The 13,500-nt window shown below is 68.3% G+C and carries 18 protein-coding genes; 13 read left to right on the top strand and 5 right to left on the bottom strand.

Annotation, left to right across the window (positions count from 1 at the left end; translation table 11 throughout):
* The first annotated feature begins 22 nt into the window (after positions 1–22).
* From RS85_RS16825 to RS85_RS16815, 3 genes are all read left to right on the top strand, one after another.
* On the top strand, positions 23–499 hold the full coding sequence (locus RS85_RS16825; RefSeq protein ID WP_046014624.1) for a heme-degrading domain-containing protein: 477 nt from the start codon (positions 23–25) through the stop codon (positions 497–499).
* The gene (locus RS85_RS16820; RefSeq protein WP_046014623.1) at positions 499–957 is read left to right on the top strand and encodes a hypothetical protein; all 459 of its coding nucleotides are present in this window, start codon (positions 499–501) and stop codon (positions 955–957) included. The genes RS85_RS16825 and RS85_RS16820 overlap by 1 nt, the downstream gene beginning before the upstream one ends.
* A 69-nt stretch (positions 958–1,026) precedes the next feature.
* On the top strand, positions 1,027–1,827 hold the full coding sequence (locus tag RS85_RS16815; protein WP_046014622.1) for a siderophore-interacting protein: 801 nt from the start codon (positions 1,027–1,029) through the stop codon (positions 1,825–1,827).
* Between the two features lie 37 nt (positions 1,828–1,864).
* Here the strand turns inward: RS85_RS16815 and RS85_RS16810 are convergent, their stop codons facing one another.
* Positions 1,865–2,353, bottom strand: a complete 489-nt coding sequence (locus tag RS85_RS16810; protein ID WP_046014621.1) for a MarR family winged helix-turn-helix transcriptional regulator — start codon at positions 2,351–2,353, stop codon at positions 1,865–1,867.
* 85 nt (positions 2,354–2,438) lie between these two features.
* On the opposite strand from RS85_RS16810, the gene RS85_RS16805 reads away from it, so the two are divergent.
* The 6 genes from RS85_RS16805 to RS85_RS16780 all read left to right on the top strand — a co-directional run bounded on the left by RS85_RS16805 (position 2,439) and on the right by RS85_RS16780 (position 8,088).
* Entirely contained in the window at positions 2,439–3,224 is a 786-nt protein-coding gene (locus tag RS85_RS16805) for an SDR family NAD(P)-dependent oxidoreductase (RefSeq protein ID WP_046014620.1), read from the top strand.
* A 162-nt stretch (positions 3,225–3,386) separates the two neighbouring features.
* On the top strand, positions 3,387–4,376 hold the full coding sequence (locus tag RS85_RS16800; RefSeq protein ID WP_046014619.1) for an aldo/keto reductase: 990 nt from the start codon (positions 3,387–3,389) through the stop codon (positions 4,374–4,376).
* A 5-nt stretch (positions 4,377–4,381) separates the two neighbouring features.
* Entirely contained in the window at positions 4,382–4,975 is a 594-nt protein-coding gene (locus RS85_RS16795) for a GNAT family N-acetyltransferase (protein ID WP_046014618.1), read from the top strand.
* Positions 4,976–5,026: 51 nt separating this feature from the next.
* Positions 5,027–5,350 (top strand): PadR family transcriptional regulator, encoded by a 324-nt coding sequence (locus RS85_RS16790; RefSeq protein ID WP_046014617.1) that lies wholly within the window; start codon positions 5,027–5,029, stop codon positions 5,348–5,350.
* The gene (locus RS85_RS16785; RefSeq protein WP_046014616.1) at positions 5,347–6,408 is read left to right on the top strand and encodes a hypothetical protein; all 1,062 of its coding nucleotides are present in this window, start codon (positions 5,347–5,349) and stop codon (positions 6,406–6,408) included. The genes RS85_RS16790 and RS85_RS16785 overlap by 4 nt, the downstream gene beginning before the upstream one ends.
* 39 nt (positions 6,409–6,447) lie before the next feature.
* Positions 6,448–8,088, top strand: coding sequence for a RecQ family ATP-dependent DNA helicase (locus RS85_RS16780; protein ID WP_046014615.1), 1,641 nt, complete (start codon positions 6,448–6,450; stop codon positions 8,086–8,088).
* On the opposite strand, the gene RS85_RS16775 is transcribed toward RS85_RS16780, so the two are convergent.
* From RS85_RS16775 to RS85_RS19915, 3 genes are all read right to left on the bottom strand, one after another.
* Complete coding sequence (locus tag RS85_RS16775) at positions 8,089–8,847, bottom strand: Pr6Pr family membrane protein (protein WP_052703611.1); 759 nt, start codon at positions 8,845–8,847, stop codon at positions 8,089–8,091. It abuts the gene before it with no gap.
* 78 nt (positions 8,848–8,925) lie between these two features.
* Entirely contained in the window at positions 8,926–9,810 is an 885-nt protein-coding gene (locus RS85_RS16770; RefSeq protein ID WP_046014614.1) for an aldo/keto reductase, read from the bottom strand.
* Positions 9,811–10,146: 336 nt separating this feature from the next.
* On the bottom strand, positions 10,147–10,494 hold the full coding sequence (locus RS85_RS19915) for an SDR family NAD(P)-dependent oxidoreductase (protein WP_268748013.1): 348 nt from the start codon (positions 10,492–10,494) through the stop codon (positions 10,147–10,149).
* On the opposite strand from RS85_RS19915, the gene RS85_RS20255 reads away from it, so the two are divergent.
* Genes RS85_RS20255 through RS85_RS16755 form a run of 3 tightly spaced genes read left to right on the top strand, consistent with a single transcriptional unit; the run spans position 10,479 to position 11,916 of the window.
* Complete coding sequence (locus RS85_RS20255; protein WP_160298658.1) at positions 10,479–10,652, top strand: hypothetical protein; 174 nt, start codon at positions 10,479–10,481, stop codon at positions 10,650–10,652. The genes RS85_RS19915 and RS85_RS20255 overlap by 16 nt on opposite strands.
* 13 nt (positions 10,653–10,665) lie before the next feature.
* Complete coding sequence (locus RS85_RS16760) at positions 10,666–11,259, top strand: TetR/AcrR family transcriptional regulator (RefSeq protein WP_152642452.1); 594 nt, start codon at positions 10,666–10,668, stop codon at positions 11,257–11,259.
* Between the two features lie 30 nt (positions 11,260–11,289).
* The gene (locus tag RS85_RS16755; protein ID WP_052703609.1) at positions 11,290–11,916 is read left to right on the top strand and encodes a hypothetical protein; all 627 of its coding nucleotides are present in this window, start codon (positions 11,290–11,292) and stop codon (positions 11,914–11,916) included.
* A 111-nt stretch (positions 11,917–12,027) separates the two neighbouring features.
* Here RS85_RS16755 and RS85_RS16750 read toward each other — a convergent pair whose 3' ends face one another.
* Complete coding sequence (locus RS85_RS16750) at positions 12,028–12,732, bottom strand: VIT1/CCC1 transporter family protein (RefSeq protein ID WP_046014613.1); 705 nt, start codon at positions 12,730–12,732, stop codon at positions 12,028–12,030.
* Between the two features lie 252 nt (positions 12,733–12,984).
* On the opposite strand from RS85_RS16750, the gene RS85_RS19565 reads away from it, so the two are divergent.
* Positions 12,985–13,497, top strand: a complete 513-nt coding sequence (locus tag RS85_RS19565) for a hypothetical protein (protein WP_152642451.1) — start codon at positions 12,985–12,987, stop codon at positions 13,495–13,497.
* Positions 13,498–13,500 lie beyond the last annotated feature (3 nt).

Here is a 13,500-nt window from a genome sequence, read left to right as displayed (position 1 = left end):
TCCACCGACAGGACACAGAACGATGACCGATGACGCATGGCTGACCCGCCTCGAGGCCGAGCACTCCGCGCTCGACCTGCCCCGCTTCGACCGCGCGGACGCCTGGCGCCTCGGAAGCTCGATCGCCGAGCGTGCACTGGCAGAGGGGCATCCGGTCGCGATCGACGTGCGGACGGCATCCGTCGTCCTGTTCCACGCGTCGATGCCGGGGGCGACGGCCGACAACGATGACTGGGCGCGGCGGAAGGCCGCGACGGCGTTCCGCTTCGAAACGAGCACGGCGCTCCTCGAGGCCCGCGTCGCCGCCGGAGGGCGCGACATGTTCGAGCCGGGGTGGTTGGATCCGGCGGAGTACGCCGTCGCCGGGGGAGCGGTGCCCGTGCGCGTGACGGGCGTCGGAGTCGTCGCGGTCGCGACGGTGTCGGGGCTTCCCTCGGCCGATGACCACGAACTGGTGGTGCACGGGCTGACGGAGTTGCGCGCAAGGCACGGAAGCTGATGGCTCGCGGCAGAGCGATGAGTGCGGGCGCGCTCGTCGTCGCGGCTGTCGCGCTCGCCGGGTGCGCGCCGGTGGAGCGCGCGGCTGTTGCGGCGCCGACCCCCTCTCCTGATTCGTTACCGACCGCGCCGACGAGGGCGACCCCGCTGAGCGTCGCGATCCCCGAGGGCGAGACCGTGCTCGGCGACGTGGTCGAGATGCGCGGCTCCGCTCAGGCCGGTCCCTTCGAGAACCCGACCGGGCGTGTGGCGCTCTACGTCCGCTGCCTCGGCGAGGGGGAAGTCGTCGTCGAGATCGTCGGCAACGCCTCGGTCGAGCAGCCGTGTCAGACCGACCCCGAAGATCAGGGAACGCGGAACACCCTCGACGTCTGGGCGACGGATGAGGTCGTGATCAGCGGATCCGCGGAGATGACGGCTCGCTGGGCGGTCGCGGTCACCGCGATCCCCAACTCCTGATCCGGCCCGTGCCTGCGCAGAGCGGGGCAGACTGGGGAGACCCCCGCATGCCCCGACTCCGGAGAAGTGATGACGCAAGAGCAGCCGCGCCGAGCACCCGAACAGGCGATCCTCGCCGTGCAGCAGGTCGAGCAGGTGAGCCCCGACCTGATCCGGATCACCGCCGGCGGCGCGGGATACGACGCGTTCCGCGACAACGACTTCACCGACAAATACGTCAAGATCCTGTTCGCCGACTCGCGCCACGGACTCACGCCGCCCTACGACCTGGCACGGCTTCGCGAGGAAGCGCCGGAGAAGCTCCCGACTCCGCGCACGTACACGATCCGCTCCGCCGATCCCGAAGCCCGTCGGCTCGTGATCGACTTCGTCGTCCACGGTGACGAGGGGATCGCCGGGCCGTGGGCCCGCGGGGCCAAGCCCGGTGACACGCTCGTGGTCAGTGGCGCCGGCGGCGGCTACCGGCCCGATCGCGCGGCACCGTGGCACCTGCTCGTCGGAGACCACACCGCCCTGCCCGCGATCTCTTCTGCGATCGAGGAGATGGATGCCGCTGCGCGCGGACACGTTCTCGTCTCGGTCGCCGTCGCGCAGGACCGCATTCTGCCGGAGCCGCCGGCGGGGATCACGGTGCAGTGGACGCGGACCGACGACGAACTGCTCGCGGCCTTGGACGCGCTGCCCTGGGACGACGGCCACCCGCACGTCTTCGCGCACGGTGAGCGCGGAACGATCAAGGCCGTGCGGGCCGTGCTGAAACAGCGCGAGGTGCCGCGAGAATCCCTGTCGATCTCGGCCTACTGGGCGCGCGGCCGGGCCGAAGACCAGTTCCAGGCCGAGAAGCGCGAGCCGATCGGGCAGATCGAGTAGTCCCCCTCCCTGCCGTGCGGGGAGGGGTGCGGCAGCTTCACGCCGTCGGCATCCACCCGCCCTGCTCGCGGATCGCGCCGGTGATGCGACGGCTCGCGGTGCGCAACTGCGTCGCCTGGGTCGGCGAGAGCGCGTCGAAGACCAACCGTCGCACGAGTGCGACGTGCCCGGGTGCTGCGGCGCGCGCGGCATCCGCTCCTTCGTCGGTCAGCGTCGCGAGCGTGATTCGTCCGTCGGCGGGGTCGGGAGCGCGGCGGACCCAACTCTTCGCCTCGAGGCGCGCGACGGCGCGCGAGAGGCGGGAGAGCGTGCTGTTCGCGTAGCCCGCGAGCTCGCTCATCCGCAGCGTGCGCCCGTCGGCCTCGGAGAGTGGGAACAGGATGCCGTACTCGAAGTGACTGATGCCAGAGTCGCGCTGCAGCTGGGTGTCGAGGGCGGTGGGAAGCCACTCGAGGAGTGTCGCGAGCGCTGACCAGGTCTCGAGTTCGTCGGGGGTGAGTGCGTCGGGTGATGCCGGTTCAGCCATGGCATCAGCCTACGCGATCACTTGCTCAGGAAACTTCCTGCGCTACGCTTTACTTTCTCAGGCAAGTAAACCGAACGGATGTACCATGAATCTTCAACTCGCTGTCAAGAGCGTCTTCGTCAGCGGTTCCACGCAGGGAATCGGCTACGCGGTGGCACTCGCCTGCGCGCTCGAGGGCGCGAGCGTCGTCATCAACGGACGCACGGAGGCCCGCGTCGCCGAGGCTGTGGTCCGGCTCCGCGCCGAAGCGCCCGGCACCGATATCTCGGGCATCGCGGCGGATCTGGCGGATCCGGGCCAGGTGAGTGAGCTGCTGGACGAGCTCGGCGAGGTCGACATCCTGGTGAACAACGCCGGGGTGTTCGATGTCGCGCCGTTCACGCAGATCACTGACGAGGAGTGGTCACGCTACTTCGAGATCAACGTGATGGCCGGCGTGCGGCTGTCGCGTCGACTGCTGCACGGCATGCTCCAGCGCGATTGGGGGCGGATCATCTTCATCGGCACGGAGTCGGCCGTCGACGTGCCGGCCGACATGATCCACTACGGCGCGACGAAGGCGGCCGCGCTCGCCGTGGCGAATGGTCTCGCCAAGCTGACGCGTGGCACGGGAGTCACGGTGAACACGATCCTCGGTGGACCGACGTACTCGGACGGCGTCGCGCAGACGGTCGAGCACATCGCCGCTCTGCAGTCGATGGACGTGGGGCAGCTCAAGGGGTCGCTCGTCAGGGAATCTTCGCTTCTGCAGCGCTTCATCCACCCGGCCGAGATCGCACACCTCGTGGCGTTCCTCGCGAGTCCGCTCTCGTCGGCGACCAACGGCGCCGCCCTGCGGGTGGACGGTGGGGTGCTTACGACGATCGTGTGACCTCGCCGACCGGCCCCTCTGTGGCCGAGCGGCCCCCTCGCGTGCGCTCACAGAGGGGCCGCTCGCGCAGAGAGGGGCCGGTCGGCAGGAGGTCGGCAGGGTCGGGAACGTGCAAGGCTGGGACGACGCGCTGCCCGCGCAGGAACCCGAGGGAGAAGACGGATGCTGGAGACGACCGACAACGTACGGCTGGGGAACAGCGGGCTCCGGATCTCGCCGGTCGTCCTCGGCTGCATGAGCTTCGGCGCCCCGGATCGCGGAACGCACCGCTGGTCGCTCGACGAAGAGACCAGCCGTCCGCTCATCCGCCAGGCGCTCGAAGCCGGGATCACCACGTTCGACACGGCCGACGTCTACTCCGACGGCACGAGCGAGGAGTTCGTCGGTCGCGCGCTCGCCGACTTCGCGCAGCGTGACCAGGTCGTCATCGCCACGAAGGCCCACGGCCGCATGGGGCCGGGTGCCAACCAGGCAGGGCTCAGCCGCTCACACATCCTCTCCGGCATCGACGCGAGCCTGCGCCGCCTCGGCACGGATTACGTCGACCTGTACCAGATCCACCGCTGGGACCCCGAGACGCCGATCGAGGAGACCATGGATGCGCTCCACGACGTCGTGCGCTCCGGCAAGGCGCGCTACATCGGCGCCTCGTCGATGTGGACCTGGCAGTTCGCGAAAGCGCAGGGCGTCGCGAAGCAGAATGGTTGGACGCCCTTCGTCTCGATGCAGGACCAGTACAACCTGCTCCAGCGCGAGGAGGAGCGCGAGATGCATCCGTACTGCCTCGACTCCGGCGTCGGGGTGCTGCCGTGGTCGCCCCTCGCGCGCGGCCGCGTCACCCGCGACTGGGACGAGACCACGAACCGCACCGCGACCGACGAGTTCGGGGCGACGCTCTACCGCCGCGAAGAGGAGTCGAACCGGGCGATCGTGGAGGCCGTCGGCCGGGTCGCCGCGGAGCGCGGCGTCTCGCGTGCGCAGATCGCCCTCGCCTGGGTCGCGCAGCAGTCGGCCGTGACAGCACCGATCGTCGGCGCCACCCGCGCGGGGCACATCGAGGATGCCGTCGCCTCGACCGGCATCCGTCTGGAGGCGACCGAGCTCGCCCAGCTCGAGAGCGCGTACACGCCGCGGGAGCCGGAAGGATTCTGACCCGGATGCCTGCCGAAACGCTGACCGAGCGTCTGATCCTCACACCGCTCGACGCGGCATCGCCCGAGCTGGTCGAAGAGCTGTTCCGCATCCAGTCGGACCCGGCGACCTGGGAGCACCTGCCGGAGGGCGTGGATGTCGATCTCGCCGAGACGCAGAGCCTCGTCGATGGTTACGCCCGATCGTGGCGCGAGCGCGGTCTCGGCTGGTGGGCGGTTCGGCTGCGGTCCCCGCTCGGACAGCTTCCCGCCGGGTCGGTCATCGGGCTCGGCGGCGTCGCGATCCGGCAGCCGGAGGTGCCGGCCTGGAATCTCGGGTTCCGGCTGACGCCGGCATCCTGGGGTCACGGATTCGCCGCAGAGCTGGGCAGGGCGGCTCTGGACGCGGCGGCCGTCGCCCAGCCGGGTGTCCCGGTCACCGGGCGCGCGCTTACGCGAAACCCGGCCTCGTGGCGCACCCTCGAGCGCGCGGGGCTGTCGCTCGTGTGGGAGGGCGACGCCCCCGCGGACTATCCGCTGACCTCGGGCGTCGAGCGCCGGGTGTACAGCGACCGTCCGCTGACTCCCGAACTGCTCGACCGGTTGATCGCTCTCGGCTAGTTGACGCAGATCCGCTCTGGGCTCTTGTTCTTTATATATAGAATAAGCCGCATGATCAAGCTCACCCGCGTCACCGAGCCGACCCTCGACGTGCTGCGCATCCTTGTCGCTTCGCCTGCTCCGGTCTGGGGGCTCGCGCTCGCGAAGGGAGCGGAACGCGCCCCGGGCACGGTGTATCCGATCCTCTCCCGCCTCGAGGACCTCGGGTGGCTCGTCGGCGAATGGGAGGGCGAGTCCGACCATTCCGGTCCGCGTCGCCGGTACTACCGGCTGACCGACGAGGGACGCGTCGAAGCCGCCTCGCTGCTCGCCGCCCGTGCGAGGCGCCCCGTCGCCGCGACGACACCGCGTCTCGCCTTCGGGACGTCCGGATGAACGGGTCTGAGACCCTCGTCCGGATCGCCGCCGCGACGCTGCCCCGTGCACTCCGCGCGCAGCGGCGCGAGGAGTGGCTCGCCGACCTCGCCGGCGCGGAGGAGCTCGGCATCCCCCGATCGCAGGTGGCGCTCGGCGCCCTGCGCGCGGCACTGACCGAAGGCTCGCGCGCAAGGCGGGCCGCCGTGACGCCTCGCCGCGCCCTGGCGGTCGTCGCGATCGGCGCCGGGGTCGTCGCGATTGGCGCGCCCGTGGCGGCCTTCGCCGTCATGCTCGCCTCCGACGCGCGTGGCGTGGTGACGGTCGAGGCCGGTGAAGACGGCAATCGTGAGGTGTTCTGGCGCGACTATCCCGGCATCCCCGAACTCGACCCGGAGGACGTGCTGGCCGGTCCCACGCTCGAAGAGGGGAAGGCTACCGGAAGAGCTTTGATGGCAGAGATCGAAGCCGCGCTCACCGCAGAGTTCGGTCTGGCGTGGGCGCCCGCGCCAGAGACGAATGGCGGGCAGGACGACTTCCCCGCGCAGAACTACTACGGCGGAGAATCGATGCTCCGCGTCCTCAACGTGGCCGGCCGGTCGTCGACCACGGTTCCCGCCACGTGGACCGAGAAGGAGCGAGTGCTGGCGGTCATCGCCGACGTCGCCGCGGGCTACGGCTACACCGACATGTCGTTCGATCACGAGGCAGGTTACATGACGGAGGAAGAGGTCGTCGAAACCTTCGGAGCCTCCACGCCCGAGGAGATGGTGCTCCTCTCGGGAACGCTGCAGGGGCCGACCGGGCAGTGGATCATGTTCTCGATGTACGATTCCTCGCTCGACCACGAGGGCCGCTTCGCGGAACAGTTCGAGGACGGCGGACCGGACAGCTCGATCGGGTTCGTCTACGGCGCGAACGGACTGCTACCCAGCGCCGACAGTGACGGTTCGAGCGTCGGCTCGAACCGTACATCGGTCTCGACCGCCCGGAGCCGCTGCCCAGCTGAGACACCCTCGCTGTATCGCCACGCCGCCGAGGCGTCAAGATCCTCGCCGTCGATCGGGCGTCCGGGTTGAGTGGCAGCATCACACCCGCACGACCGAAGGACTCCCCGCGTGACGACCACCCCGACCCTCGCCGAGACACGACGAACCGCTCGCGAGGCGTTCGGATGGGACACGCTGCTGCCGGGTCAGGCCGAGGCCATCACCTCGGTGGTCGGCGGTCGTGACACGCTCGTGGTCTTCCCGACCGGCGCCGGCAAGTCCGCGGTCTACCAGATCGCGGGGCTGGAGCTTGGCGGCGTCACCGTCGTCATCTCGCCGCTCCTCGCCCTGCAGCGCGACCAGGTCGCCTCCATCGATGCCGCACCGGATGCTCCGGCGGCCGTCGCGCTGAATTCCCGCACGTCCGCCCGCGCCGAGCGTGCTGCGTGGCAGGCCATCGAGAACGGGCAGCCGGTCTACGCCTTCGTCGCGCCCGAGCAGCTCGCGCGCGACGAGGTGCTGCAGCGGCTGCTCGCCGCCGACGTCCGCCTGCTCGTCGTCGATGAGGCGCACTGCGTCTCCGCGTGGGGTCATGACTTCCGCCCGGACTACGCGCGCATCGGCGACGCGGTGGCGGCGCTCGGGCATCCGCCGGTCCTCGCCCTCACCGCGACGGCATCCTCGCCCGTGCGCAGCGACATCATCGAACGTCTCGGTATGCGGGATCCGCACCTCGAGGTGCGCGGCATGGACCGCCCCGAGATCCACCTCGCCGTGCGGCGCTACGAGGAGGATGGCGCGAAGCGTCGCGCCGTGCTCGAGGAGGTCGCCGCCGAACCGGGCGCGACCCTGCTCTATGTCGCGACCCGTCGCGAGACCGAGGAGTACGTCGCTGCGCTGGAGAAGCGGGGACGCCGCGCTGCCGCGTATCACGGCGCCATGAGCACGAAGAGGAGGGATGCCGTGCATGCCGCGTGGTCCGCCGGCGAGCTCGACGTGGTGGCCGCCACGTCGGCGTTCGGCATGGGCATCGACAAGCCCGACGTGCGTCTGGTCGCGCACGCCGATGTCACAGAGTCGCTCGATGCGTACGCGCAGGAGATCGGCCGCGCGGCGCGTGACGGCAAGCCGGCCCGGGCTGTGCTGCACTACCGGCCGGAGGACTTCTCGCTGCGGTCGTTCTTCGCCGCCGGTCACTCGAAGCCCGCTCAGGTCACGGCCGTCTGGTCGGCCCTCACGCACGCCGACGGCCGGGTGCGCGCGAAGGCCGTCGCCGAGGTCGCCGGGCTGTCGGGCCGCGCGGTGTCGCGCATCCTCGGTTCGCTCGTCGCGGTGGGTGCGGCGACCTCGACGGCGAAGGGCTTCGCCGCGGTCGCCGGCCGCACCCGCGATGAGGTCGTGGCGGACGTCCGCGAGGAGGACGACGCGCAGCAGCGTATCCGGGAGTCGCGCATCGCGGTCATGCGCGGGTACGCCGAGTCGGTGCGCTGCCGTCGCATCGCCCTGCTGGACTACTTCGGGGTGGACGCCCCGGATGCCTGCGGGGCGTGCGATCGATGCGATGCGGCGGATGCCGGCGCGGCACCGTCCATCGCCGAAGGCCGCGATGACGACGACCTGCACCCGGACGACGCCGTGCGACACGCGGAGTGGGGCGCCGGCACGGTGGTCAGCATCGAAGCCGACCGGATGACGGTGTTCTTCGAGCAACAGGGGTACAAGGTCGTGGCGCGCGAGGCGCTCGACCGTGGCATCCTCGACGTGGTGTGATCAGACCCTGATCCGGCGGGCTGCGAGTCCCAGCATCCGGTCGATGACGACGTAGAGGAACCCGACCGCGACGAGTGCCGCTGTCAGCGCGAGGATCCACATCGCGACGCCGTCGAGGCCGAGCTCGTCGATGTTCATGAAGGGGTAGGGGTACTTCTGGCCGGGCGTGAACTCGCCGCCGAGGGCTCCGAAGCCGAAGGCGAACGCCAGGTACGTGTAGGGGATGAGCGTCCACAGGAGCGGGTCGGACCACCGGAACGCACCCTTCGGGACGAACAGCAGCCAGTCGGCGATCAGCAGGCAGGGCGCGACGATGTGGATGAGAGTGTCGGTGAGGGAGAACACGTCGGCGTCGCCGTCCTGGAACCTGGTCGGCACGAGGACGACCAGGTAGATGAGCATCGTGACCGTGATCGCCATCATGACAGCGCCGCTCCACCGGGCGCTCGGGATCGACGTCCCGGCGGGGCCGCAGCGACGGAGATCCCGTGTAGTGCGGATGACGAGCAGCAGCATCCACACGAGGCAGAGGAGGTTGCTCAGCATCGTGTAGAACAGCGGCGTGGACCAGTCGGGTGATCCGGTGAGGATGTCGGAGTAGCGGATGATGCCGGTCAGGATGACCGCGAACGCGAGGATGCGGTAGGCAAGCGCGACGGGTCGGGAATTGAGCGCAGCATGCAGAAAGAGCGGGTGGCGGGGGTTGCCGACAGGCGAGTTCGCGGAAGCCGCGGGCGGAGAGGCGGGGGCTTTCGTCATCAGTCGAGGCTACGACCTGCGCCTATGCGTTCTTGTGATGGTCGGCCGCCGCGCCCGCGCGCGCCACCGCGCCCGGGCTCAATCCCGGTCGAGCGCGGCCAGCTCATCAGCCGTCAGTTCGAGGTCGGCGGCCGCGGCGGAATCGCGGATCGACTGCGGCCGCTTGGCACCCGGGATCGGGATGACGACCGGCGACTGCGCGAGCTCCCAGGCGAGCGCCACTTGCTGGGCGCTCACGCCACGGGCGTCGGCCACCTGCTGGAAGGCGGGGTGGTGCGCCGCCAGCTCCTTGGCATCCGACAGCCCGCCGAGCGGACTCCAGGGCAGGAAGGCCAGGCCCAGCTCGGTGCAGACGTCGATCTCGGGGCGGCTGCTGCGGAACTTGGGGCTGAACTGGTTCTGGACGCTGACCAGGCTGTCGCCCAGGGCCTCGTGGGCGGCCCGGATCTGACCGGGGTCGACATTCGAGAGCCCGATCATCCGCACCTTGCCGCTCGCGGCGATCTCGGTCAGCGCGCCGATCGTCTCGGCATAGTCCGTCTTCGGGTCGGGGCGGTGGTGCTGCCACAGCGAGATCTGCTCGAGACCCAGCCGGGACAGGCTGGCATCGACCGCCCGGTGCAGGTGCTCGGGGCGTCCGTCGATGTCCCACTTGCTCCCCTCGGTGCGGAACGCGCCGCCCTTGGTCGCGAGGAACACGCGATCACGCACGCCCAGCTCGTCGAGGATCGAGGCGATGAGCTTCTCGTTCTCACCCTGGGCGTCCGCGCCCAACTCCTCGCCGGGCCCATACGCGTCCGCTGTGTCGAACAGGGTGACGCCCGCGTCGAGCGCGGCGCGGACCGTGTCGAGCAGCTGCTCGCGAGGCTGGTGTCCGGTCTGGTCGAAGGTCATCAGGCCGAGCCCGATCGCTCCGACCTCGACGCGGCCGACGGTGTCATTGCCCAGTGTGCGTGTGTGCATGGGCCGATCCTAGGCGCGGGATATCGCGTGCGGGATGGGGTGGACACGGGCGCGGATGCCCGCGAAGATACGCGAGGCCGCGATGTCGTCGAGCCTCAGAGGACTCTGTCGGGCCCACCGGAACGATCTCCTGAATGCTTCGCTCGCCTCCGACGCATCGATCTGAGATGAACCGCGACAGGCCTTTCTTTCGAGTCGCTTAGTTCGTGTAGGCGATCACGGGGTCCTCGCGCTCGCGACGGGCGGGATCGGTAAGGCGATGCATCAGCGTTGCGGTGCCGCGTCTGCTGATGAACCGACTGAGGGTTGCGATGAGCCGGTTAGAGGCGCCGTCGATCACGCTGGGCCCGGGTTGCGGCGCTCGAGATGCGCGAGTGCTGTCGCGACCACGTCTTCGGCGGTGCGCATCCGCGCTACGGAGGTGGCGTCGTCGGTGCCGACGACGGAGTTGAACTCCGTGCTCGTCGCGCCCGGCGAGAGAGCAAACACGGTGACCCCTGATGCGCGGGTCTCGGCCCAGAGCGACTCGGTGAAACTGAGCACAAAGGCCTTCGCCGCGCCGTAGACAGCCATCCGCGGGGTCGGGGTGTAGGCGGCCAAACTGGCAACGTTGATCAGGAATCCGTTACCGGCCGCCACCATCTCGGGCAAGAAGGCTCTCGAAGTTGATGTACGGGACGCCATCGCTGCGTGCTCGCAGCATCGAGAAGCATCTGCATTGGCAATCGTTACTGATTCCGGACATCCGGCGCCGCCTCGGGATCGCGGCGGACGATGTGACAGATCCTGCACCCGGAGCGATCGTGGTCAGTGCCATCGCCCAGCACCAACCATTGTGGTAGAAGATCGACCACAATGGTTGGTTTCATGTATGCTCGCGTCATGCCTCGTCAGACAACCACTGAAATCGACGCTGAGATCATCGATCGCGCCGCCGCTCTCTTCGCTCGGCATGGCTTCGAGCGCACCTCGCTGCAACAGGTCGCGGATGCTGTTGGTTACACCAAAGCGGGCTTGTTGCACCACTTCCCGAGCAAGCAGGCCATCTATGACGCAGTTCTCCTGGCCGTCAAGGACCAAGCAGCGGGACTGGTCTCCTCGGTCGAGGGTCTCAGCCCGGGCGCCGAGCGCGATCAGGTGGTCATCGCGACGCTCGTCACTCTTACCGAGAGGTGGCCCGGAATCTCCGAATTCACGGCCACCCTGGTCAGCGACACGCATGCTCCCCGACCGGAACTCGAGCAAGCGGGGCTCGCGATCTTGCTCGCCTTCGCCGTGGACCTCGAATACCCGAATGAGGAACGACTCATTCGAATCGCCGGTGCTGCCGTAGCACTCAACGCGACAGTCCTCCAAGCGGTCCGCGACGATCTGACCCCGGACCGGCGAGGAGCGATCATCGAAATGACGATGAACACCCTCGGCCATCCGGGCAGCTTCCCCCACTGAAACTCGACCCTCGAACCCTGGAGCACCGCCGTGACCCTCGTCCGCAACGCGTTCGCCATCATCAAAGAACACAGACGCACATTCATCATCTTCAACGCCGTGTTCTACGGCCTCTTCGTGGTCGCCATGATCATCACTGCTGTCCTCCCGCATCTACAAGGAGACGCGATCGACGGGGTACAGGGTGAGCTCGACCAGCCGGGACTTGGTTCGGCGGTCAGTGCCGGTTACGAGAGCGGCAATGTTCTGTGGGCCGCTGGAATCACCCTCGTCGTCAACTTCTTCATCGGCGCCCTGCTGACCACCACGATCCCCTCTCTCGTTGTGCCGTTCTTCGGGATCGCTTTCACGATCTATCGGGTGATTCAGTGGGGCATTCTCTTCGCGCCCGTTGATGGCAACTGGGGTGTGTTCCTTCCACACCTCATCACCCTCATCATCGAGGGGCAGGCCTACCTCATCGCCGCCTTCGCCGTCTGGATCCACGGACGGAAAGTTCTCCAGCCCCGGCACTTCGACCTCACGTCCCGTGTCGTCGGCTACAAAGCCGGATTCAAAGACACCCTGACCCTGTACCCGCTGGTGATCATCCTTCTGATGATCGCCGCCATCTACGAAGCCATAGAGGTCATCTTCATCATTCCTCAGTACGTGTGAATCACAGCAGGTGGTGCTCGGACTCCTCGTCATCACCACGGCGCCGTGGCTCTGGGGTCAGTTCAGGACGCCCAGGGTGAACCCGATCGCACCCTGAACGATCGTTTTCGGCTAGACCGCGCCACTAGCGCCCAGTAAGGTACCGATCCCAAAAGTGATCCCCAGTGCCAGCGCGCCACCGAGAAGCACCCGCAGCGTCGGTCGCAGCATCGGGCTTCCCCCGAAGCGAGCGCCCAGGGCCCCAGTGAGCCCCAATCCCACGAGTACGGCCACGAAAGTAACCGGGATCCGAATCGATTCCGGGGGCAGCAGTATCGCGATCATCGGCAGCAATGCCCCGAGTGTGAAAGCGAGGCCGGAGACCCAAGCCGCGTGCCAAGGGCTCGCCACGTCGCGTTGATCGATGTTGAATTCTGACTGGAGGTGCGCGGTCAAAGCGTCGGCTTCGGTGAGTTCGGTCGCGATTCGCTCGGCTGTATCGGCGCTGACGCCTCGTGATTCGTAGTAGGCAGTCAGCTCGCGGAGTTCCTCATCAGGCTGTTCTGCCAGGTCACGTCGTTCGCGCACGATCGCCGCAGCCGTGCTGTCGCGTCCACTCGATACGGACACGTACTCTCCAAGAGCCATGGAGATCGCGCCTCCCACCACTGCAGCAACACCGGCGGCAATGATGGGCGCGATCTGCGGAGTCGCTCCAGCGACACCGACAACAACGGCGGCCACCGACACGATGCCGTCATTGGCTCCGAGGACACCTGCCCTGAGTCGATTCAATCTGATGGCAGACGCTGAAGCTGCAGACGTTTCGGAGGTCATCGGAGGCCCTTTCCAGGGGCCACGGTACCACTCGGGTCGAGCAACGCGGCGAGCGTCTTCGATCGCTTCCGGAGCGGCATCCTCGGGGCACGGGCGTCACGCGGTGAGCGTGATGAGCAAGGACGGAGTGCAAGCTCGCGAGGTTCCGGACGCCGCGCTGCGTCAGTGCGACGTCGGAGGAGGAGATCGCATCCGCCTACCTGATCGACCTCGAGGTGCCAGCGGAAGCCACGACGTGCATACAGTGATGGCGTGAGGCCGATCGAGCGCGAGCTGCGCTCGATCATGGAACGGCGGGACCGAGGAGAGGGAGCGTATGGGGTGGAGTACACGGGAACTCGCGGACTTGGCAGGTACGTCGATCAACACGACTCGCAGTTCCTCGACAAAGGCACACTCGACGACATCGCCCGCATGATCGACAGCGAACCCCCTGACATAGAACGCGATTACACCCTGCTGGCTCGTGATGCCAGCGACGACGAGCGGCAGCGGCTCGCCGAACGGATCGCACCGACCCTGGCGCGGCATTCCCACGACTTTCCCTGGCTGAAGGATGGAACGAAGCGCTGTCCTCCGTCGCGCCATCCTGCTCGCCCACGATCCGGCCACCCCGCGACGCGAGCAACGAACTCCTCCCTCGCTGGAAGGCGGTATGACCGCGGAACGGTCAGCCCACGTACAGCAGCGGTGACACCTGTGGCCGCGAGACGGTTAGTCTCCGACGAGCGGCCGTATGACGCGCCATCGGCCTGCCGAGCGTGACGA

The organism is Microbacterium sp. SA39, assembly GCF_000967865.1.
Lineage (GTDB): Bacteria > Actinomycetota > Actinomycetes > Actinomycetales > Microbacteriaceae > Microbacterium.
The sequence above is the reverse complement of the archived record's forward strand: the minus strand, read 5'-3'. Positions and strand labels throughout refer to the sequence as shown.

Bases quoted from the DNA above. Each gene is read 5' to 3' on its own strand.
- RS85_RS16820 (WP_046014623.1), top strand. From the start codon at position 499: ATGGCTCGCGGCAGAGCGATGAGTGCGGGCGCGCTCGTCGTCGCGGCT.
- RS85_RS19915 (WP_268748013.1), bottom strand. From the start codon at position 10,494: ATGGCGTCCCGTACATCAACTTCGAGAGCCTTCTTGCCCGAGATGGTG.
- RS85_RS16790 (WP_046014617.1), top strand. From the start codon at position 5,027: ATGATCAAGCTCACCCGCGTCACCGAGCCGACCCTCGACGTGCTGCGC.
- RS85_RS16750 (WP_046014613.1), bottom strand. From the start codon at position 12,732: ATGACCTCCGAAACGTCTGCAGCTTCAGCGTCTGCCATCAGATTGAAT.
- RS85_RS20255 (WP_160298658.1), top strand. From the start codon at position 10,479: ATGTACGGGACGCCATCGCTGCGTGCTCGCAGCATCGAGAAGCATCTG.
- RS85_RS16815 (WP_046014622.1), top strand. From the start codon at position 1,027: ATGACGCAAGAGCAGCCGCGCCGAGCACCCGAACAGGCGATCCTCGCC.
- RS85_RS16760 (WP_152642452.1), top strand. From the start codon at position 10,666: ATGGTTGGTTTCATGTATGCTCGCGTCATGCCTCGTCAGACAACCACT.
- RS85_RS16775 (WP_052703611.1), bottom strand. From the start codon at position 8,847: ATGACGAAAGCCCCCGCCTCTCCGCCCGCGGCTTCCGCGAACTCGCCT.
- RS85_RS16785 (WP_046014616.1), top strand. From the start codon at position 5,347: ATGAACGGGTCTGAGACCCTCGTCCGGATCGCCGCCGCGACGCTGCCC.
- RS85_RS16810 (WP_046014621.1), bottom strand. From the start codon at position 2,353: ATGGCTGAACCGGCATCACCCGACGCACTCACCCCCGACGAACTCGAG.
- RS85_RS16770 (WP_046014614.1), bottom strand. From the start codon at position 9,810: ATGCACACACGCACACTGGGCAATGACACCGTCGGCCGCGTCGAGGTC.
- RS85_RS16795 (WP_046014618.1), top strand. From the start codon at position 4,382: ATGCCTGCCGAAACGCTGACCGAGCGTCTGATCCTCACACCGCTCGAC.
- RS85_RS16800 (WP_046014619.1), top strand. From the start codon at position 3,387: ATGCTGGAGACGACCGACAACGTACGGCTGGGGAACAGCGGGCTCCGG.
- RS85_RS16805 (WP_046014620.1), top strand. From the start codon at position 2,439: ATGAATCTTCAACTCGCTGTCAAGAGCGTCTTCGTCAGCGGTTCCACG.
- RS85_RS16825 (WP_046014624.1), top strand. From the start codon at position 23: ATGACCGATGACGCATGGCTGACCCGCCTCGAGGCCGAGCACTCCGCG.